The organism is Thermococcus nautili (assembly GCF_000585495.1).
GTDB classification, from domain to species: Archaea; Methanobacteriota_B; Thermococci; order Thermococcales; family Thermococcaceae; genus Thermococcus; species Thermococcus nautili.
Window position 1 is genome coordinate 1,086,428 of the sequence record NZ_CP007264.1, and the last position, 18,657, is coordinate 1,105,084.

17 protein-coding genes, 1 tRNA gene and 2 rRNA genes are annotated in these 18,657 nt (G+C 57.9%); 13 read left to right on the forward strand and 7 right to left on the reverse strand.

What is annotated here, in order from left to right:
• Positions 1-66 precede the first annotated feature (66 nt).
• Together BD01_RS05990 and BD01_RS05995 are read left to right on the forward strand one after the other, a co-directional pair.
• The gene (locus BD01_RS05990; protein WP_042690977.1) at positions 67-798 is read left to right on the forward strand and encodes a hypothetical protein; all 732 of its coding nucleotides are present in this window, start codon (positions 67-69) and stop codon (positions 796-798) included.
• Entirely contained in the window at positions 770-2,185 is a 1,416-nt protein-coding gene (locus tag BD01_RS05995) for a DUF402 domain-containing protein (RefSeq protein WP_042690978.1), read from the forward strand. The genes BD01_RS05990 and BD01_RS05995 overlap by 29 nt, the downstream gene beginning before the upstream one ends.
• Here the strand turns inward: BD01_RS05995 and BD01_RS06000 are convergent.
• The 4 genes from BD01_RS06000 to BD01_RS06015 form a co-directional block, all read right to left on the reverse strand.
• Positions 2,182-2,568, reverse strand: coding sequence for a PIN domain-containing protein (locus tag BD01_RS06000; protein ID WP_042690980.1), 387 nt, complete (start codon positions 2,566-2,568; stop codon positions 2,182-2,184). The two genes, BD01_RS05995 and BD01_RS06000, sit on opposite strands and share 4 nt — an antisense overlap.
• A complete protein-coding gene (locus BD01_RS06005) occupies positions 2,565-2,789 on the reverse strand; it encodes an AbrB/MazE/SpoVT family DNA-binding domain-containing protein (protein ID WP_042690981.1) in 225 nt (74 codons plus the stop codon). The genes BD01_RS06000 and BD01_RS06005 overlap by 4 nt, the downstream gene beginning before the upstream one ends.
• A 108-nt stretch (positions 2,790-2,897) precedes the next feature.
• Complete coding sequence (gene radB / locus BD01_RS06010) at positions 2,898-3,563, reverse strand: DNA repair and recombination protein RadB (protein WP_042690983.1); 666 nt, start codon at positions 3,561-3,563, stop codon at positions 2,898-2,900.
• Between the two features lie 9 nt (positions 3,564-3,572).
• Positions 3,573-4,208, reverse strand: coding sequence for an MBL fold metallo-hydrolase (locus tag BD01_RS06015; RefSeq protein ID WP_042690984.1), 636 nt, complete (start codon positions 4,206-4,208; stop codon positions 3,573-3,575).
• 88 nt (positions 4,209-4,296) lie between these two features.
• Here BD01_RS06015 and BD01_RS06020 point away from each other — a divergent pair, with 88 nt between their 5' ends.
• From BD01_RS06020 to BD01_RS06055, 8 genes are all read left to right on the forward strand, one after another.
• Complete coding sequence (locus tag BD01_RS06020) at positions 4,297-4,665, forward strand: ASCH domain-containing protein (protein WP_042690985.1); 369 nt, start codon at positions 4,297-4,299, stop codon at positions 4,663-4,665.
• Entirely contained in the window at positions 4,658-5,365 is a 708-nt protein-coding gene (locus BD01_RS06025) for a DUF1614 domain-containing protein (RefSeq protein ID WP_042690986.1), read from the forward strand. The genes BD01_RS06020 and BD01_RS06025 overlap by 8 nt, the downstream gene beginning before the upstream one ends.
• 55 nt (positions 5,366-5,420) lie before the next feature.
• Positions 5,421-6,260, forward strand: coding sequence for a ribose-phosphate diphosphokinase (locus BD01_RS06030; protein WP_042690988.1), 840 nt, complete (start codon positions 5,421-5,423; stop codon positions 6,258-6,260).
• 382 nt (positions 6,261-6,642) lie between these two features.
• Positions 6,643-8,130 (forward strand): 16S ribosomal RNA (locus tag BD01_RS06035).
• A 52-nt stretch (positions 8,131-8,182) separates the two neighbouring features.
• Positions 8,183-8,259, forward strand: a tRNA-Ala gene (locus BD01_RS06040).
• Positions 8,260-8,366: 107 nt separating this feature from the next.
• Positions 8,367-11,395: ribosomal RNA gene (locus BD01_RS06045) — 23S ribosomal RNA — on the forward strand.
• Together the 16S and 23S rRNA genes with 1 tRNA gene alongside form the textbook arrangement of a ribosomal RNA operon.
• A gap of 125 nt (positions 11,396-11,520) precedes the next feature.
• Positions 11,521-11,997, forward strand: coding sequence for a magnesium-dependent phosphatase-1 (locus BD01_RS06050; protein WP_042690989.1), 477 nt, complete (start codon positions 11,521-11,523; stop codon positions 11,995-11,997).
• A 4-nt stretch (positions 11,998-12,001) separates the two neighbouring features.
• A complete protein-coding gene (locus BD01_RS06055) occupies positions 12,002-12,568 on the forward strand; it encodes a DUF366 family protein (protein ID WP_042690991.1) in 567 nt (188 codons plus the stop codon).
• Here BD01_RS06055 and BD01_RS06060 read toward each other — a convergent pair.
• Together BD01_RS06060 and BD01_RS06065 are read right to left on the reverse strand one after the other, a co-directional pair.
• On the reverse strand, positions 12,562-13,170 hold the full coding sequence (locus BD01_RS06060) for a diacylglycerol/polyprenol kinase family protein (RefSeq protein ID WP_042690993.1): 609 nt from the start codon (positions 13,168-13,170) through the stop codon (positions 12,562-12,564). The two genes, BD01_RS06055 and BD01_RS06060, sit on opposite strands and share 7 nt — an antisense overlap.
• A 40-nt stretch (positions 13,171-13,210) precedes the next feature.
• Complete coding sequence (locus BD01_RS06065) at positions 13,211-14,080, reverse strand: hypothetical protein (RefSeq protein ID WP_042690995.1); 870 nt, start codon at positions 14,078-14,080, stop codon at positions 13,211-13,213.
• 126 nt (positions 14,081-14,206) lie between these two features.
• Between BD01_RS06065 and lysS the strand changes: the two genes are divergently transcribed.
• Entirely contained in the window at positions 14,207-15,784 is a 1,578-nt protein-coding gene (gene lysS, locus BD01_RS06070) for a lysine--tRNA ligase (RefSeq protein ID WP_042690996.1), read from the forward strand.
• A 1-nt stretch (position 15,785) separates the two neighbouring features.
• Here the strand turns inward: lysS and BD01_RS06075 are convergent, their stop codons facing one another.
• The gene (locus tag BD01_RS06075) at positions 15,786-16,472 is read right to left on the reverse strand and encodes a class I SAM-dependent methyltransferase (protein WP_042690997.1); all 687 of its coding nucleotides are present in this window, start codon (positions 16,470-16,472) and stop codon (positions 15,786-15,788) included.
• 58 nt (positions 16,473-16,530) lie between these two features.
• Between BD01_RS06075 and BD01_RS06080 the strand changes: the two genes are divergently transcribed.
• On the forward strand, positions 16,531-17,481 hold the full coding sequence (locus BD01_RS06080) for a beta-ribofuranosylaminobenzene 5'-phosphate synthase family protein (protein WP_042693211.1): 951 nt from the start codon (positions 16,531-16,533) through the stop codon (positions 17,479-17,481).
• A complete protein-coding gene (locus BD01_RS06085) occupies positions 17,474-18,625 on the forward strand; it encodes a DUF1464 family protein (protein ID WP_042690999.1) in 1,152 nt (383 codons plus the stop codon). The genes BD01_RS06080 and BD01_RS06085 overlap by 8 nt, the downstream gene beginning before the upstream one ends.
• Positions 18,626-18,657 lie beyond the last annotated feature (32 nt).

Consider the following 18,657-nt stretch of genomic DNA (forward strand, 5'->3'; position numbering starts at 1 on the left):
TTAACTCAGCCAATCGAAAAGTAAAAGTAGGCCTACGGTCAAGTCCTACCTTAGGGGGTTTCGGGGATGGACGTTGACGAGCTCAGGTCACTTCTCGGGGAGCTTGAGAAGCTTCACTCCCGTTTTGAATCAAAGTTCTCCGAGCTCTACGGTGAGAAGAGCGTTGAGGAACTTGAAGCTGTTCTCAGGTCACTGCACGAGCTCTCGGCCGAGAAGCTTGAGAGGGCCTCGTCGCTCTACCGTGAGCTGGCGAAGTTCGGTGGAAGGCTGGAGGAGCTCTCAAAGGAGCTCTACAAGAACGAGCACCAGATGAAGTTCCGCATTGAGGAGGTCCTCTCGCTCCTCCGCGGTGACGACTTCAACTCGCGGGCGAGGCTGAAGGCTTCCTTCGACAGACTGGTCCAGTTTCACAGGCTCTACGACTACGCGGTGAGGAAGGCGATAGGCGAGCTCTCGGCCGAGGTTGAGGGGTTGGCCTTCCTGGGCGAAAACCACAAAAAGGTTCCCGTTGGCATACTGGAGGAAATCCACAGAACGAGGTACCTTGAGGAGAGGCTCGACTCACTCGTTCGCTTCGTTTACAGGCTCTACGCTCATCCTTCCGATGTTCACCGCGTCGAGAGGGCCCTGCTCGAATGGCACTCCAAGGGCCTGCTCTGGGTTGAGGCGAGAAACGTGGAGAAGCTCAGCGGAGTGAGAGACGCTGAGGAAATCCTTGAAGGACTGGCGCTCATTGGAGTGGTGGAGAAGAAGATGAGGGGTGGTGAAGGTGTCTACAGACACAGGGCTTACGGTTAGGATTCGGGGCATCTACTCAACGGCCCTAACGAAGCTCTTCCTTGACAGGGGCTTCGGCATAAGCCAGCCGAGCAACAAAATTGTTGAGCGCTTCGGCCTCGAAAAAACCTACGATGAGTTCGACGTTGACATCTACGACAAGAAGGACAGACACGGCGTCGTTCTCGTTGGAAACGCCGTTGAAGAGGCCAAAGCCGTTCTCGAAGACGAGCTCATCGACGTCTTCTTCAGGAGGCTCTCCTACCAGCTTTACGGCATCTACAAGGGTCTCGTTGTTAAGGTTGATGATAGGTACGTTTACGTTGACCTCGGGAGCGCGATAGGAACCCTCCCCAAGAACGAGCTCCCGAGGGCGAACGAAGGGGACGAGGTTCTCGTCCAGGTGAAGAAGCACAACCTCCTGCCACACCTCAGCACTACCCTCACGATTCCGGGTGACTACGCGGTCCTGATTCCCAAGCCGATAGGCGCGCAGAGGCACGTGAAGATTTCAAGGAAGATAAGGGACAACCAGGAGCGCGAAAGGCTCAGAATCCTCGGCCTGAGCATAGACCTCGGCGAGTGGGGAATCCTCTGGAGAACCGCCGCGGCCTACAAGGACTGGAACACCCTGAGGGACGAGATAGTCAGGCTCTCAAAGCTCGCTGACAGGTTAGCCAAGGCCGACACCTACTTCGCCCCGTCGCTCATCATCGAGGGCAGGAACATCTACGAGGTCGAGTTTGGTGGAGGGGCGAAGAAGAAGCTCGACGAGATAAGGAACAAGGTCGTCCCGACCGTTGAGGGCCACCACCAGCTCAAGGCTAAAGACCCCGAGCTCGGCTTCGCGGTTGAGATAGCGGAGGGAATCCTCGCCAAGGTTCCCGGCCAGAGGATGAAGGTGAACCAGGGCTTCTGGGAGGCTCTGATAGAGAACAAGGGGCCGAGGAGGGGCTGGCTCTTCAGCCTCGACCACGTCAAGCCCGACGGCCAGAGGATAAGGATTGGGCCGGGGGAGGTCGTTGAGGTAAGCCACAACCCGCTCAAGGTCACGATAAAGAGGCACCTCAAGCCCGGCAAGTTCTACGACGGCCTCGACCTTCCGATAGAGTTCGGCGATTATGCCATAACTGAAATCGAGGCCGGCAAGTGGTGGTTCGTGCACAGGTATTACGACAAGAACGGCAACCTGAAGGGCGAGTACTACAACATCAACACGCCGGTCGAGATTTACCCCGATGGAGCGCGCTACGTTGACCTTGAGGTTGACATCGTCAGGTGGCCGGACGGAACGAAGGAGATAATCGACAAGGAGAAGTTGGCAGAGCACTACGAGGAGGGCATAATAAGCGAGAAGCTCTACAAGGCCGTGCTGAGGATTACGCAGGAGGTTTACGAGAGGATTTAGGGTAGCACTTTGATTCCAAGTTTTTCCGCCTCTTTTCTCAGCTTTTTATCATAGGTTGCGAGCCTTCCAAAGTCCTTCGCAGTTGCAAGAATTACCATGTCGTTGAACCGCTTGGGGTTCTTAGTCAGCTTCAGGGCTTCCTTCGTGTATTTCCCGTTGTCGCCGACGACCTTTGTTCTGGGACTTGAGAGAACCGCGGAGATTACCCCGTTGATGTCTTCCACCGAGTACTCCCTCTTCTTCAAAAACCAGTAGAGTTCGTATAGAACCATGCTCGGAACGACCCATCGCTCCAGTGACGCCAGCAGGTTCCTCGCCTCTTCGTTGAGCTCCGAGTCCTTCAGGACCGCATAAAGAAAAACGTTGGTGTCTATGACCGTCATTCATCATCACCGATGCCTTCGATGATGGTTTCTTCGATTTCCTCAACAGTCAGCCCCTTTCCACCCGGGAGTAGTGGAAGTTCAAGCTCGCTCTTTTTGAGAACCACCTTCCCGTCTTCAACCTCAACGAGCAGTATGTCGCCAACTTTGATGCCAAGCTTTTTCCTAACGTCGCTTGGTATAGTAATCTGGTAGTTTCTAGTTACTTTTGTCAGACTCATAGTCTCACCGAATATAGTTGGGACTTTGAAGACTAAAAAGCTTTCCGAGAATGGCCGGTTTGCTTTGCAAATATTACGGCTTCAGTAATATACCAAATTGGCAATATCTCACTCGCCCACGTCCTCTATTCCCTTCTCCGTAATCCTGAAGTAGACCATCGTCCCCTCTGGGCGGAAGCGGTGCCTTTCGAGAATGGCCAGTCTCAAGCCTGGCTTCGGAAGCTTGTCGAGTCTCAAAATGTCCTTACAGCGGTAGCCGAGGGTTTGTTCCGCCACTGGCCTCGTCCTTTCGAGCTTGCTGTCGTAGTGCACCTGGTTGATGACGAGAACCGGAATGTTCTGCTTCCTTGCAATCCAGAGGAGGACCTGCAGTTGTCTGCTAAGGTCAGTTAGGAGGCCCATCCTGTTCTCCTCGGCACGGTAATGGGCGGTTATGGAATCCACCACGACGAGCGAGAACGAGTCGTCAACGACCTTCTTGAGCGAGCCTATAATCCTCCTCTGCTCCTTGAAATCGGCGGGAGTGAACAGTATGAAGCGTGATAGGGTTTCCTCGGGGTCGAGGTTTCTCGCCTCTGCCATCTGCTTCAGCCGTTCGGGAGAAAAGCCCCCCTCCGTGTCCACGTAGGCGACCTTCTTACCGCTCAGAATTCCGGTTTGAACCGCTAAGGTTGTCTTACCTGTCGCGTAGGGGCCGTAAATCTGGGTGAGCACGCCGGGGGCGAAGCCTCCCCCGAGCAGTTCGTCGAGCTTCCGCGAGCCTGTGGAGAGCATGCCTTTCCCTCAGAAGGACATCTCCTCGTAGAGCTGGGGCTCTCTGACGAGCGTCCAGATGCGTCTCTTCCTGAGCTCCTCGGCCAGCTTTGATGGGTCAGCGTCGTTGTAAACGCCGTAGTGCATCGGGATTACCACCCTCGGTCTCACGTCTTCAACTATCTGAGTTGCTTCCCTCGCGTTCGCAGTTGAGCGACCGCTTATCGGGACGAGCAGGATGTCCACCTTACCGCGAAGCCTCTGGAACACGGGGCCTGCGTAGGTGTCGCCTGGGTGGAGGAGCCTCTTGTCGCCCTCTATCAGGTAGCCGAGCGGGTACTGGCTCGACGGGTGCTCGACGTAGATGGCCGTAACCTTCACGCCGTTTTCGAGCTCTATCGTCTGTCCCGCCTCAATTTCCCTGACCTTCGTAACGCCATCTGCCACCGCCATCAGGTAGACCTGCTTGGGGCCTATTACCGTGGCGTCGCGGAGCCTTGAGAGGAGCTCGACCTTTCCGTAGTGGTCCGTGTGCTCGTGGGTTATCAGGATGTAGTCAACCTCGCCAATTCGGTCGTCGTCCACTTCAGGGTAAGGGTCTATCAGTATCTTCACCCCGTTCGTCTCAATCCAGAAGCATGCGTGACCGTACCAGATGACCTTCATCGGTTCGACCTCCTCAAGTGCCTTTGATAAAGCGGACTTAAAGTTTTCCCAGCGTTGGTTTTATTAAGCTCGAAACCTACTAAGGGCGATGGCGATGGAGAGGAAAAAGGGCCTCATCGTGAGGGAACCCTACGCGAGCCTAATCGTAGAGGGCAAGAAGGTGTGGGAGATTAGAAAGACGAGAACGAAAATCAGAGGGGAGATTCTGATAATCAGCAACGGGAAGGCCATCGGGAAGGCGGAGCTCGTCGACGTTCTCGGGCCGTTCACGCCGGAGGAGTTAGCTGAACACGAGGACAAACACCGCGCGAGCGTTTCTTTCCTCCGCGAGTACTCCAACGGGAAGCCACTCTACGCGTGGGTGCTCAGGAACGCCGAGAAGTTCGACCGCCCCAAGGAGGTGGAGATGGCCAAGGGAGTCCAGATTTGGGCCAACGTGGTGGTTAAAGATGAATAAGGTCCGGCGCTTCCTGTTTCCTCCCCTCAACTGGCCGTTTCTGATTCTCATAGCGGTTGCCTTCGTCCTCGTCTTCGTTTTCTTCTCCGGTGCGGTTCTCATGGCCTTCGACAGGCTCGGCCTTCCGCCCGGTGTGGCGGTCACCCTCTTCGTCTTTGCGCTCGTCGGGAGCTTCATAAACATACCCATAGCGGAGGAGGTAACTTATGAGCCCGTGATTAGGGTTAGAGAAGTCGGCTTCTTTGGAATCCTCTACCCCATGCCCTACTTCGACTGGGAGGAGCGGAAGACGGTCATAGCGGTCAACGTCGGCGGTGCCTTGGTCCCGCTGAGCATAGTTCTCTACGAGCTCTTCCGCCTCGTCCACCTCGGGGAGTACGGCCTTCTCCTGAACACCCTTCTCGCGGTTTTCATCGCCTCGCTTCTCAGCAACGCCGTCGCGAGACCAGTTCGTGGCCTTGGAATCGCGATGCCGACGCTCTTTCCCCCGCTCATAGCTGTTCTCCTCGGCTGGCTCCTCGGGGACGGGAACCCGACGCTGGTTGCCTACGTCAGCGGAACGCTTGGGGTTCTCATAGGGGCCGACCTGATGAACTGGGAGAAAATCAAGCGCCTCGGGGCGCCGATGGTCAGCATAGGTGGCGCCGGAACCTTCGATGGAATCTTCCTCGCGGGGGTTATTGCCGTTCTCTTGGTATGACGGTGGGTTTATAAGGCGGTAATTCAACAGGAAGCCGTCAAAGGAGGTGGCGCTCATGTTCGTTATCGGGAGCGGTGGGAAGCACCTTGAGGGGGAGCTCAGGGAACTCGGTGGAGAAATCATCGAGGTCGAGCTGAGGAAGTTCCCAGACGGGGAGAAGTACGTTCGGGTTCTCGGTTCCGGCAACGAAGCAACGGTCGTCAGTTCTACCTTCGCACCTCAGGATGAGAAAATCGTTGAGTTGCTTCTCATTGGGGACGCGCTCAGGGAGAAGGGCTTCAAGAAACTCCGTGCCGTCGTTCCCTACTTCGCCTACAGCAGGCAGGACAGGGTCACGAAGGAGGGTGAGCCGGTAAGCGTAAGGGCGATAATGAAGGCGCTCGGCATCTACTACGATGAACTCTACATCTTCGACCTCCACAACCCCGAGACACTGAAGTACTTCCCTGGTAAAGGCGTCAACGTTTCTCCGGCGAGGGTCATAGCGGACTACTTCCGCGAGAAGCTTGGCGACGGCATAGTCCTTGCCCCGGATAAAGGCGCCCGCGAGAGGGCAAGGGCAGTCGCCCAAGAGTTTGGTCTTGAGTACAGCCACTTCGAGAAGAGGCGCATATCCCCAACTGAGGTTGAGATGAGACCGGTTGATATAGACGTTAAGGGCAAGAACGTTCTGATAGTTGATGACATCATAAGTACCGGGGGGACCATGGTCAAAGCCGCACAAATTTTGAGAAAATTAGGTGCGGGGAAAATATTCGTTGGGGTCACTCACGGGGTCTTTGCCGAGGGTGCCATCGAGAGGGTTAGTGGTGCGGTTGACGAGCTCGCAGTCACGAACACAATACCCACTCCCGTCTCGAAGATAAGCATTGTGCCGGAAATACTCCGCCTCTGATTGCAAAAATTTTTAACATTTTTATGTCTATTTTTGTGCATTTTGGTTCTCGATTTTAACAGGTTCTTTTTCAAAAATCTCCCCCGTGAGGGGTTTTGCAAAAATTTTTCACTGCGGGGGTTCGTCCCTATTGGGTGGAGCCCCCGAACAGGGGGCGACGAAGACCCGGACGCCAAGACGGCGGCGTCGGGGGGAACGGGTGCAAAGCACCCAAAGATGAACCCCGCCCTCCAGTCCGGGTCACACCAGGTGCGCTCCCGAGGAAACGCCGAAAGGCGGACCCCTCGGGGGTAAGGCAGGCCCGGCACCCCGACCAAACCCCCGGACGGGAATCGGTACTCCCCCATTTGAGGGGAGTTCCACCGGCCGTACTCCTTGCTCAATTCCGGTTGATCCTGCCGGAGGCCACTGCTATGGGGGTCCGACTAAGCCATGCGAGTCATGGGGCGCGCTCTGCGCGCACCGGCGGACGGCTCAGTAACACGTCGGTAACCTACCCTCGGGAGGGGGATAACCCCGGGAAACTGGGGCTAATCCCCCATAGGCCTGGGGTACTGGAAGGTCCCCAGGCCGAAAGGGGCTCTGCCCGCCCGAGGATGGGCCGGCGGCCGATTAGGTAGTTGGTGGGGTAACGGCCCACCAAGCCGAAGATCGGTACGGGCCATGAGAGTGGGAGCCCGGAGATGGACACTGAGACACGGGTCCAGGCCCTACGGGGCGCAGCAGGCGCGAAACCTCCGCAATGCGGGAAACCGCGACGGGGGGACCCCCAGTGCCGTGGCACAGCCACGGCTTTTCCGGAGTGTAAAAAGCTCCGGGAATAAGGGCTGGGCAAGGCCGGTGGCAGCCGCCGCGGTAATACCGGCGGCCCAAGTGGTGGCCGCTATTATTGGGCCTAAAGCGTCCGTAGCCGGGCCCGTAAGTCCCTGGCGAAATCCCACGGCTCAACCGTGGGGCTTGCTGGGGATACTGCGGGCCTTGGGACCGGGAGAGGCCGGGGGTACCCCTGGGGTAGGGGTGAAATCCTATAATCCCAGGGGGACCGCCAGTGGCGAAGGCGCCCGGCTGGAACGGGTCCGACGGTGAGGGACGAAGGCCAGGGGAGCGAACCGGATTAGATACCCGGGTAGTCCTGGCTGTAAAGGATGCGGGCTAGGTGTCGGGCGAGCTTCGAGCTCGCCCGGTGCCGGAGGGAAGCCGTTAAGCCCGCCGCCTGGGGAGTACGGCCGCAAGGCTGAAACTTAAAGGAATTGGCGGGGGAGCACTACAAGGGGTGGAGCGTGCGGTTTAATTGGATTCAACGCCGGGAACCTCACCGGGGGCGACGGCAGGATGAAGGCCAGGCTGAAGGTCTTGCCGGACGCGCCGAGAGGAGGTGCATGGCCGCCGTCAGCTCGTACCGTGAGGCGTCCACTTAAGTGTGGTAACGAGCGAGACCCGCGCCCCCAGTTGCCAGTCCTCCCCGCTGGGGAGGAGGCACTCTGGGGGGACCGCCGGCGATAAGCCGGAGGAAGGAGCGGGCGACGGTAGGTCAGTATGCCCCGAAACCCCCGGGCTACACGCGCGCTACAATGGGCGGGACAATGGGAACCGACCCCGAAAGGGGAAGGGAATCCCCTAAACCCGCCCTCAGTTCGGATCGCGGGCTGCAACTCGCCCGCGTGAAGCTGGAATCCCTAGTACCCGCGTGTCATCATCGCGCGGCGAATACGTCCCTGCTCCTTGCACACACCGCCCGTCACTCCACCCGAGCGGGGTCCGGGTGAGGCCTGGTCTCCCTTCGGGGAGGCCGGGTCGAGCCTGGGCTCCGTGAGGGGGGAGAAGTCGTAACAAGGTAGCCGTAGGGGAACCTACGGCTCGATCACCTCCTATCGCCGGAAACCCGTCCGGGGGGGTTTAAGGGGTGCCGGGCCTGCCAACGTGGGCCGGTAGCTCAGCCTGGGAGAGCGCCGGCTTTGCAAGCCGGAGGCCCCGGGTTCGAATCCCGGCCGGTCCACCACGAAGAGGTGCACATCCCGAGCTCGGCTCGGGGTGGAAGGGCCTGAGACCCCGAACAGGGGTCACGATGAGGGCCGTGCATAGGCGAGCTGGTCCAGAAAACGCCCCGCCCGGTGGCAACTAAGCCGCCTGGTGGATGGCTCGGCTCGGGGCGCCGACGAAGGGCGTGGCAAGCTGCGATAAGCCCCGGCGAGGCGCAGGCAGCCGTCGAACCGGGGATGCCCGAATGGGACCTCCCGCGGCTTTGCCGCACTCCCAGTTGGGAGGGGGAACGCGGGGAATTGAAACATCTTAGTACCCGCAGGAAAAGAAAGCAAAAGCGATGCCGTGAGTAGGGGCGACCGAAAGCGGCACAGGGCAAACTGAACCCCGGGCCGAAAGGTTCGGGGGATGTGGTGTTGTAGGGCCCCCGAAGGAGCCCTGGGGGCGAAGCCGAAGTCCGCTGGAACGCGGCGCCGTAGAGGGTGAAAGCCCCGTAGGCGTAAGCCCCCGAGCTCCTGGGGTGTCCCTGAGTACCGTCGGTCGGATATCCGGCGGGAAGCTGGGAGGCATCGGCTCCCAACCCTAAATACGTCCCGAGACCGATAGCGAACTAGTACCGTGAGGGAAAGCTGAAAAGCACCCCTGGCGGGGGGTGAAAAGAGCCTGAAACCAGGCGGCGATAGGAGGGTGCGGCCCGAAAGGGTTGACCCTCCCCGAAGGAAACACGGGCGACCGTGGAGTACGAGGGGAGGTGACCGGGGTTGCACCGTCCGTCTTGGATCACGGGGCAGGGAGTTCACCCGAGCGGCGAGGTTAAGGGGGTCAGCCCCGAAGCCGCAGGGAAACCGACAGGTCCGCAGCCCGTAAGGGCGAGGGACGGGGTGTGAAAGCGCCCGGAGTCGCTCGGGTGAGACCCGAAGCCGGTCGATCTAGCCCGGGGCAGGGTGAAGTCCCTCAACAGAGGGATGGAGGCCCGATAGGGGTGCTGACGTGCAATTCGCTCCCGTGACCCCGGGCTAGGGGTGAAAGGCCAATCGAGGCCGGCGATAGCTGGTTCCCGCCGAATTATCCCCCAGGATAGCCCGGCCGGAGGTAGGCGGTGGGGTAGAGCACTGATTGGGGGTTTAGGGGGAGAAATCCCCCGGCCCCCTGTCAAACTCCGAACCCACCGCCGCCGTAGATGGCCGGAGTAGGGGGGCGGTGTAAGCCGTCACCCGAGAGGGGAACAACCCAGACCGGGGTTAAGGCCCCAAAGTGCCGGCTAAGTGTTACTCCAAAGGGTGTCCCTGGCCTTAGACAGCGGGGAGGTAGGCTTAGAAGCAGCCATCCTTTAAAGAGTGCGTAACAGCTCACCCGTCGAGGTCAGGGGCCCCGAAAATGGACGGGGCTCAAGCCGGCCGCCGAGACCCCGGCGCACGGACCGATTGGTCCGTGATCGGGTAGGCGGGCGTGCCGATGGGGTGGAAGCCGGGCCGTAAGGTCCGGTGGACCCGTCGGTATTGCGGATCCTGCCGGGAGTAGCAGCATAGCCGGGTGAGAATCCCGGCCGCCGTAGGGGCCAGGGTTCCACGGCAATGTTCGTCAGCCGTGGGTTAGTCGGTCCTAACCCGACCCGTAACTCGGCGTCGGGGAAAGGGAAACGGGTTTATATTCCCGTACCGCGGTGGTAGGCGCGGCAACGCAAGCCCGAGGGGTGACGCCTCGGGGTAGGCGGACCGGCCCACAAGGCCGGCTAAGCGTATAAGTCCGGGGAGTGCCGTAATGGCGAGAACCGGATGAAAGCGCGAATGGCCTCCCGTAAGGGGGGTTCCGCCGATCCCTGGGGCCCGTGAAAAGCCCCTCGGGAACGATCCACCGCGACCGTACCGAGAACCGACACTGGTGCCCCTGGGTGAGAAGCCTAAGGCGTGTCGGGGGAAACCCAGCCGAGGGAACTCGGCAAATTGGCCCCGTAACTTCGGGAGAAGGGGTGCCTGCGGGTGCGTAACCCGCAGGTCGCAGTGACTAGGGGGGCCCGACTGTTTAGTAAAAACACAGGTCCCAGCTAGCCCGAAAGGGTTTGTACTGGGGCCGACGCCTGCCCAGTGCCGGTATGTGAAGCCCGGGTACAACCGGGTGAAGCACCGGTAAACGGCGGGGGTAACTATAACCCTCTTAAGGTAGCGAAATTCCTTGTCGGTTAAATGCCGACCTGCATGAATGGCGTAACGAGGTCCCCACTGTCCCCGGCTGGGGCCCGGCGAAACCTCTGCCAGGCGCATATGCCTGGGACCCCCGGTGGGAAGCGAAGACCCCATGGAGCTTTACTGCAGCCTGCCGTTGCCGTACGGCGGGGGGTGCGCAGCGTAGGCGGGAGGCGTCGAAGCCCGCCCTCCGGGGCGGGTGGAGCCGTCCATGAGACACCGCCCACCCTCTGCCGTACGGCTAACCCCCGGAAGGGGGGACAGCGGTAGGTGGGCAGTTTGGCTGGGGCGGCACACCCTCGAAAAGGTATCGAGGGTGCCCTAAGGTCGGCTCAGGCGGGTCAGGAATCCGCCGTAGAGTGCAAGGGCAAAAGCCGGCCTGACTGGACCCGTAACAGAGGCGGGTCCAGCCGCGAAAGCGTGGCCTAGCGAACCCCTGTGCCTCCCCGGTGGGGGCCAGGGATGACAGAAAAGCTACCCTGGGGATAACAGAGTCGTCTCGGGCGAGAGCCCATATCGACCCCGAGGCTTGCTACCTCGCTGTCGGCTCTTCCCATCCTGGCCCTGCAGCAGGGGCCAAGGGTGGGGGTGTTCACCCATTAAAGGGGAACGTGAGCTGGGTTTAGACCGTCGTGAGACAGGTCGGATGCTATCTACCGGGGGTGCTGGCCGCCTGAGGGGAAGGCTCCCCCAGTACGAGAGGAACAGGGAGCCGCGGCCTCTGGTCTACCGGTTGTCCTACAGGGCATAGCCGGGCAGCTACGCCGCGTCCGATAAGGCCTGAAAGCATCTAAGGCCGAAGCGGTCCCCGAAAATAGGCGGCCATTCCTGGGCGTTTGGGCCTGGGCGACCGGTCCGTTGCCCAGGACGAGGGCTCGGGAAGAAGACCCGTTTGATGGGGCGGGGGTGTAAGCGGGAAGGGAAACCGACCCGTTCAGCCTGCCGCTCCCAACAGCCCGAGTGCCCCGGGCGGGGCGTCTGAGAGACCAGCTCGCCTATGCACGGCCCTCATTATGACTTAACTTAACTCGACTCTTCTGCAAGAATCCATCCGTAAAAATTAAAATTCTCTGTGATACCTTCTCCTGGTGATTTCCATGAGACTGCTCGTTCTTGATTTGGACGGCACCCTCTGGGACCACGAGGACGCTTCTGCCTTAGTTCCGCCATACGAGTTCAACGGCGATTGTTTAACTGATTCCCTCGGCCAAAAACTCCGCCTCTTTCCCGGTGTTCGCGAGTTCCTCGAATGGGCGAGCGAAAGGTTCATTCTAAGCATTGCGAGCTGGAACATCGAGGAGAGGGTAAGGCCGATTCTCGAGGGCTTTGGTCTATGGGACTACTTCATGTTTCCAAAAATCGAAGGCCATCCTGACAAGGGCGATATGATTCGAAGAACCATCGAGGAGCTTCGCTCCATCGGCTACGACATCGACGACGTCATTTACATTGACGACCGAGTGATTCACATCAACGGCGTCAAAATGGCCGTTCCCTACGTTGATTTCATTCACATGTGGGTGGATGTAAAGAGTTTTGAGGAGCTTAAACAACTACTCCAAAAGCTGGGGTGATAGCATGGAGTTGCTAGTCGTTAAAGACAAACGCATAGACTACGACGGCTCCGCGATAGGAAGCCACTGGACCTACAGGAACTTCGGAATCCTCGGAAACTCGCTCGTCGTCTTCCGCGGAAAGTGCGACGTCAAAGTCGAGGAGATGATTGACATAGAGGACCTCCGCGCGAGCAAGGAAATCAAGAGCGACGACATGGTGCACTACATAATCGAGGTTTTCGACTTGGTGAACACGCTCTTCGCCTCGACTCTCCAGAAGCTCTTCATAGCCAAGCTCTGCGAGGTTCTCAACGACTACGGGGTGAAGACCGAGAGAAAGAGCGACGATATCTACGTTAACGGAAAGAAACTAAGCATCTCGATAGCAACCGTTTCCCCAGTAAGCGTCAAAATCCACATTGGGATAAACGTCGAGGCCAAGGGCATTCCCGAGGGCGTGGAGGCAATAGGCCTCAAGGAAGTTGGCATCACCGACGTTGAGGGGTTCATGGAGAGGACTGGAAGAGCACTCGTTGAGGAGTTCAAAAAGGTGAAGAAGGACAGCCTGAAGGTCAGGTGGGCTCAGTAGAGAAGGAACAGCAAACTTCCAACCATCGGCACGGCCAAGTTGTCGTCGAGCCACGGCTGGTACTCCGCTAAGGCCAGTATCACTGCCCACATCACTTTTCTTATTGTATCCGCGTCGAGGTAAATGAGTGCTATCACCACGGCCGTTGCCAAGTATGCCAGGCTTCCTGTCCAGTGCTTCTTGAGCTTCACGTTGAAGCCGTGCCGTCTGAAGTAGTAGTGCCTTACCACCCCGGTTACCCCATCACTGATTGCCATCGCGAGGAGGAGCGCCGTTGCATACTCCCTCGGCAAAACAATAGGTATTATCGATGCCGAAAACGCGAAGAAGACCTCCCCGTAGTTGTGCTCTATCTGGTACCACGAGAACTCCCGCTTTTTGATGTGGGGCCACAGCTGGAACAGGGCAAAGGCGAAAGCAGAGGCGCTGAAAACCTCCGCGGGAATTTTTCCGTAGTAGAACATCAGAACGGCCGGAACGATGCTGAAGTGAATTATCTTCCTGTTTATCCACGCCCATTCCTCGCCCAGCTTCCTCGTGAAGCCGATTGCAAGCAGTATGAGCAGGGCCGCTAAACCCGCGTAGGGCAACCACTCGAACATCCATTCCACCAAAAAATGAAAGGGATTGAGGCTAATAACTTTATCCGAACGTTCCTCCAACGGTTTCAAGGGCGGTGATGAAGTCGGAAGCGCGAACGGCTATATACCAGTCGTCCGTTCTCGTCAGCTCTCCCCTCGACTTCCCAACCAGCTCGCCGTAGAGGCCCTGAATTCTGACCCTAGGCTCCGTTGTCGAGAGCTTTAGGGTAACTTCAACGGGAGTTCCGTTCTCCCAGACTATTCCGACCCTGAGGCCGGCCTTGGTTTCCTTCCTCTTCCTCAGGCCGAGCTTGAGGTAGCGGAGCCTCTCCTCGGGGACGCCGTGTTCTTCCGCCTTTTCCCTCAGGTACTCCTCCGCCAGGGTTAGGCCGTGGAGCCCAAAGGAGTAGCCGAAAACAGGAATTCCGAGGTCCTTCCTAGTCCTCCCCTTGTAGGCGTAGACCTCAATCCTTCCCCTTGAGCCTTTTGAAGCTGTGTAGAAGCCCCGGTTCTCCCCTTTAAACTCTTTCAGTTCTGAGAGGAGCGCGTCGTAAGCTGAGAAGGGCAGTGAGAAGCTCACCCACGTTCCCCAGAGCCTCGGCGGAACCGAGAGAAAGCCGAGCTCCTCGAGGTGGTACTCCAGTGGCTTAGGCCTTATCACTAGGAAGCCCTTCTCAGTGACTTCGAACTCGATGAGAGCCCTCTCCTCGGGAATCACCGCGAACTTATCTTTCATTTCAACATCTTTGGCCTTCAGCAGTCTTCTCCGTCTCAGCTTTCGTCCCTCCATCGAGCTTGAAACCACCGGAACCGGAGTTTTCTTCCCGGTTTCCTTGTCGTAGGGCACCTTAAAGCCTGCCTTGAGAAGCTCCTCCTGAATCTCCAGCGACGCTGGGAAGAAGACGTTCATTCTCATTAGTTCGAACTCCATGGCGTCCACCTGTTACATTGTTCAGTAGTTTTTACTTTTTGTGCTTATAAATGTTTCTCTTTGAAAGTTGTTCAAATGGAGGCTAACCTTAAAAGCCCTTTCGAGGAGCTAAGCGCGGTGGTGAGAATGGTTCACTGGGCTGACTACATGGCCGAAAAGATAATCCGCGAAAGGGGCGACAAGGAGGAGTACGTGGTCGAGAGCGGAATCACGCCGAGCGGTTACGTTCACATAGGCAATTTTAGAGAGTTCTTCACGGCCTACATAGTGGGCCACGCCCTGAGGGACAGGGGAAAGAAGGTCAGGCACATCCACATGTGGGACGACTACGACAGGTTTAGGAAGGTCCCCAAGAACGTCCCGCAGGAGTGGAAGGAGCACCTCACTAAGCCGGTCAGGGAAGTCCCCGACCCGTGGGGCTGTCACGACAGCTACGCGGAGCACTTCATGGAGAAGTTTGAGGAGGAAGTGAGAAAGCTTGGCATTGAGGTTGATTTCCTCTACGCGAGCGAGCTGTACAAGTCGGGTGAATATGCCGAGGAGATTAAGCTGGCTCTCGAAAAGCGCGACGAAATCAAGGCGGTTCTCGACAAGTACCGTGAGAGGGCTAAACAGCCGCCCCTTGAGGACGACTGGCAACCTGTTATGGTCTACTGCCCGAAGTGCAGGCGCGAGGCGAAGTTCGTCTCGTGGGACGGCGGGTGGAAGGTTAAATATCGCTGTGAGCACTGCGGAAGCGAGGGGGAGACCGACATAAGGGAGGGCAACGTTAAGCTCCGCTGGCGCGTCGACTGGCCGATGCGCTGGGCGCACTTCAGGGTGGACTTCGAGCCAGCTGGAAAAGACCACCTCGCCGCCGGAAGCTCCTACGACACAGGAAGGGAGATTTCCGAGAAGGTCTTCGGCTGGAAGGCACCGATAGACCTCATGTACGAGTTCGTTGGAATCAAGGGGCAGAAGGGCAAGATGAGTGGCTCTAAGGGCAACGTTATCCTCCTCAGCGACCTCTACGAGGTGCTCGAGCCGGGAATAATCCGCTTCATCTACGCCAAGGCGAGGCCCAATAAGGAGCTCAAGATAGACCTAGGCCTCGGCCTGCTCAACCTCTACGACGAGTTCGACAAGGTCGAGAGGATTTACTTCGGCCTTGAGCACGCAAAGAACCCGGAGGAGGAAGAGGAACTCAAGAGAACCTACGAGCTCTCGATGCCGAAGGTTCCGGAGAGGCTTATCGCTCAGGCCCCCTTCCGCTTCCTCGTCACTCTCGTCCAGATGCCCCACCTTGACGAGGAGGGAATAATCAGGGTTCTCCAGGAGCAGGGTCACGTTCCCGAGAACCTGAGCGACGAGGACATTGAGAGGATAAGGCTCCGCATCAGGCTCGCCAAGAACTGGGTCGAGAAGTACGCTCCTGAGAACGTCAAGTTCAGCCTTCTCGAAGAACTTCCCCAGCTCGAACTCAAGCCCGAAATCAGGGAGGCGATGAGAGAGCTCGCCGACTGGATTGGGGCCAATACCTTCACCGTGGATGAGCTCAACAACGCAATCTTCGACGTTGCCAAGAAGCGCGGAATCCCGAGCAAGGAGTGGTTCAAAGCACTCTACAACCTCTTCATAGGAAAGGACCGCGGGCCGAGGCTGGCCCCGTTCTTGGCTTCCCTCGATAAGGAGTTCGTGGTCAAAAGGCTTCGCTTCGAGGCCTGATTCATTTTTTCGGTGTGTAAACCTGGAGGTAGGTGTGCTCGTTTATCTTTTCTTCTCCGACCTTCCGGAAGTAGAGCTTCGCTAAGAGTTCCACCGCTGTCTTTCCCCAGACGTTGAAGCGAACCCTGAAGGACTTCTCCTCGCTCTGGAACTCTATCAGGACGGTTTTTTCGTCCTTATCCGGCAAAACCTTGCTAATCCAGTATTCAGCGCCGATTACCTGTCCGTTCATGAGAACCGGAAGGAGTGCCCTAAGGTCAGTGAACTGGAGGATTAGCTTTCCTCCCGGCTTCAGAACCCTCGCCATCTCGCGGAACGCCTTTCCGAGGTCGAGGGGTTCGAAGTGGACGAGGTTGTCGATGAAGAGGACGTAGTCAAAGGTGTTATCTTCGAAGGGTAACTCCCTCGCATCTGCCTTGATGAACTCCACCCTCGAGCCCTTCTCTCTGGCAAAACCCTTCGCGAGGGAGAGCATGTAGTCGCTGTTGTCAACGCCAACGACAGTGAAGCCCAAATCCTCAAGCAGGAACGAGAAGCCCCCCGCCCCACAGCCGAGGTCGAGGACTTTCCCCTTTTCCTTCATGAACTTCATCAGGAGCGGTTCAAGGTCCTCAATCCTCTTTCTGTACTCGTCGGAATAGATGTCGCTGTAGGCTTTGAAGGCCGAATAGTACTCCTCGAACGTCATGTTTTTGAGTCCTCACGAGTCCTTAAATAGGTATCCGAAGTTTCCGGTGATGAACATGATGGTGAGGATTAGCGCGCCGGCTCATCTGCATACTGGAAACCCCGACCTGAGCGGGGACATGGGACGGCTCTACGGAACGGTTGGCTTCGCCATAGAAAAGCCACGCCTCGAAATAGAGGTCAGAGAAGCTGAAAAAGACTGCTCCAACGACGAAGATGCGTTGAAGTTCTTGGCGAGGCTCCGCGAGCGCTACGACTTCCCGCCCGTTGAGGTTACGGTGAGGAGCTACATCCCGAAGTGGGTTGGAATAGGCTTTCATACCACCCTCGCCCTGAGTATAGGAATGGCCGTGAGCGAACTATATGGCCTAAACCTCTCGCTTGAGGAGGTGGCGTTGGCTGTGAGGCGCGGTCTCATAACTGCCCTCGGCTTCTACGCCCTTAAGGTCGGCGGTTTCATCTACGAGGGTGGCTTCCCTGTGGACAAGCGCGAGAAGGTCGTTCCACCGCTGATTTTCAGGGGCGACTTTCCAAGCGATTGGCTCTTCGTTGTGGCAATCCCCGAGACCCCGAGGAAGACCCTCGCCGAAATCAGGAAGCGCGAGGACGAGATACTCGGAAACCTCAAGAAGATGCCACCGGAGCTGGCCGACAGGCTGTCGAGGATAGTGCTTATGAAAATCCTGCCCGCGTTCATCGAGCGGGACATAAAGACCTTCGGGGAGGGCCTCTACCAGTTCAACCACCTTCTCGGGGAGTTCTGGAGCGACTACCAAGAGAACGTTTACTGTTGCGAAATCGTGAACGAGGGGATAAGGCTGATGCTGAAGGAAGCCTACTGCGCCTGCCAGACGAGCTGGGGGCCGACCTTCTACGGCCTCGTCAAAGGTCAGGCTCAGGCGGAAAGGCTAAAATCCATCGTTGAGGATTTCCTCCGCGAGAACGGCGACGGCGGAGAGGTCTTCGTTACGGGCGTTGACAACAGGGGGATGGTGGTGGAGCGTGGTTAAGGCAGTTGGTATAGACTCCGGGACGAAGAGCATGGATTTGTTCGGCTTCGACGACGAGACCGGGGAGGTGATAGTCGACGTCTCCGTGGACAGGAACAGGGTAACCGAGAACCCAGCTATAATCGTTGAACTCCTCCGCGAGGTTCAGGAGGAGCACGGGAAGATTGATGCCATCGTCGGTCCCTGTGGCTACGGGATACCGCTCAAACCCGCGAGGGAAGCCACCGATGCCGAGATAGCTTTAGCTACGTTCATAACCGAGGCCGATGTGAGGAGAAGGCTCAAGATAGTCGGTTTGAGGGAGCTCATGCTCCTCCTCAGAGAAGCTAAGGACCTCAACGTTTACTTCACCCCCGGCGTCATACACCTCCCGACCGTCCCGGAGTGGCGGAAGGCCAACAGGATAGACCTCGGAACGGCCGATAAGGTCTTCACCGTTGCCCTCGCGATGGTGAGGGAAGCCGAGAGAAAGGGAATCCCCTACTCCGAGACAAACCTCATAGCGGTTGAGGTCGGCTTCGCCTACACCTCCGCGATGGCAGTCAAGAACGGCCAAATCGTTGACGCCATGGCCGGAACGGCCGGCTTCCCCGGCTACCTCGGAATGGGCTTCATGGACGGTGAATTAGCCTACGCGCTGGCCAACGCCCTCGACGACTTCGGAAAGCTCGTCCTCTTCCAGGGCGGTGCGTCCTACGTTGCCGGAATAGACCCGTTCTCGGTTTCGCCAGAGGAGTTCGTAAAGCTCGCGAAGGAGGATGAGAATGTCGCGAAGGGCTACAGCGCCATGATAGAGGCCATCGTCAAGGACGTCTTCTCACTGCTTCCCTCCGTCAGGCCTGAGAGCATCTACATCAGCGGTCGCTTCTCGCGGATTCCGGAGTTCTTCAGCGACGTCAAGGAAGCCCTTGAGGATGCCTTTGGGCGCTACGGCTTCTCGGTCGAGGTTCTCAAACTCGAGAGCAGGGCGAAGGCTAAAGAAGCGGCCGAGGGGAGCGCGATAATAGCCAACGGCATAGCAGGTGGAATCTACAAAGAACTCGTTGAGAGCCTCAGGTTGGGGGAGAGCAGTGGCTCAATCTTTGACTGGGTAAACATCAAAGGCCGTGAAAAGCTCAGAATTTTCGAGGAGCTAATCCTCTGAGCGAATTTTTTTGAGCTTAGCTTTTTATTCTC

Bases quoted from the DNA above. Each gene is read 5' to 3' on its own strand.
- BD01_RS06055 (WP_042690991.1), top strand. From the start codon at position 12,002: ATGGAGTTGCTAGTCGTTAAAGACAAACGCATAGACTACGACGGCTCC.
- BD01_RS05990 (WP_042690977.1), top strand. From the start codon at position 67: ATGGACGTTGACGAGCTCAGGTCACTTCTCGGGGAGCTTGAGAAGCTT.
- BD01_RS06050 (WP_042690989.1), top strand. From the start codon at position 11,521: ATGAGACTGCTCGTTCTTGATTTGGACGGCACCCTCTGGGACCACGAG.
- BD01_RS06030 (WP_042690988.1), top strand. From the start codon at position 5,421: ATGTTCGTTATCGGGAGCGGTGGGAAGCACCTTGAGGGGGAGCTCAGG.
- BD01_RS06075 (WP_042690997.1), bottom strand. From the start codon at position 16,472: ATGACGTTCGAGGAGTACTATTCGGCCTTCAAAGCCTACAGCGACATC.
- BD01_RS06080 (WP_042693211.1), top strand. From the start codon at position 16,531: ATGGTGAGGATTAGCGCGCCGGCTCATCTGCATACTGGAAACCCCGAC.
- radB (WP_042690983.1), bottom strand. From the start codon at position 3,563: ATGCTCTCCACAGGCTCGCGGAAGCTCGACGAACTGCTCGGGGGAGGC.
- BD01_RS06065 (WP_042690995.1), bottom strand. From the start codon at position 14,080: ATGGAGTTCGAACTAATGAGAATGAACGTCTTCTTCCCAGCGTCGCTG.
- BD01_RS06025 (WP_042690986.1), top strand. From the start codon at position 4,658: ATGAATAAGGTCCGGCGCTTCCTGTTTCCTCCCCTCAACTGGCCGTTT.
- BD01_RS06000 (WP_042690980.1), bottom strand. From the start codon at position 2,568: ATGACGGTCATAGACACCAACGTTTTTCTTTATGCGGTCCTGAAGGAC.
- BD01_RS06005 (WP_042690981.1), bottom strand. From the start codon at position 2,789: ATGAGTCTGACAAAAGTAACTAGAAACTACCAGATTACTATACCAAGC.
- BD01_RS06015 (WP_042690984.1), bottom strand. From the start codon at position 4,208: ATGAAGGTCATCTGGTACGGTCACGCATGCTTCTGGATTGAGACGAAC.
- lysS (WP_042690996.1), top strand. From the start codon at position 14,207: ATGGTTCACTGGGCTGACTACATGGCCGAAAAGATAATCCGCGAAAGG.
- BD01_RS06020 (WP_042690985.1), top strand. From the start codon at position 4,297: ATGGCGATGGAGAGGAAAAAGGGCCTCATCGTGAGGGAACCCTACGCG.
- BD01_RS06060 (WP_042690993.1), bottom strand. From the start codon at position 13,170: ATGTTCGAGTGGTTGCCCTACGCGGGTTTAGCGGCCCTGCTCATACTG.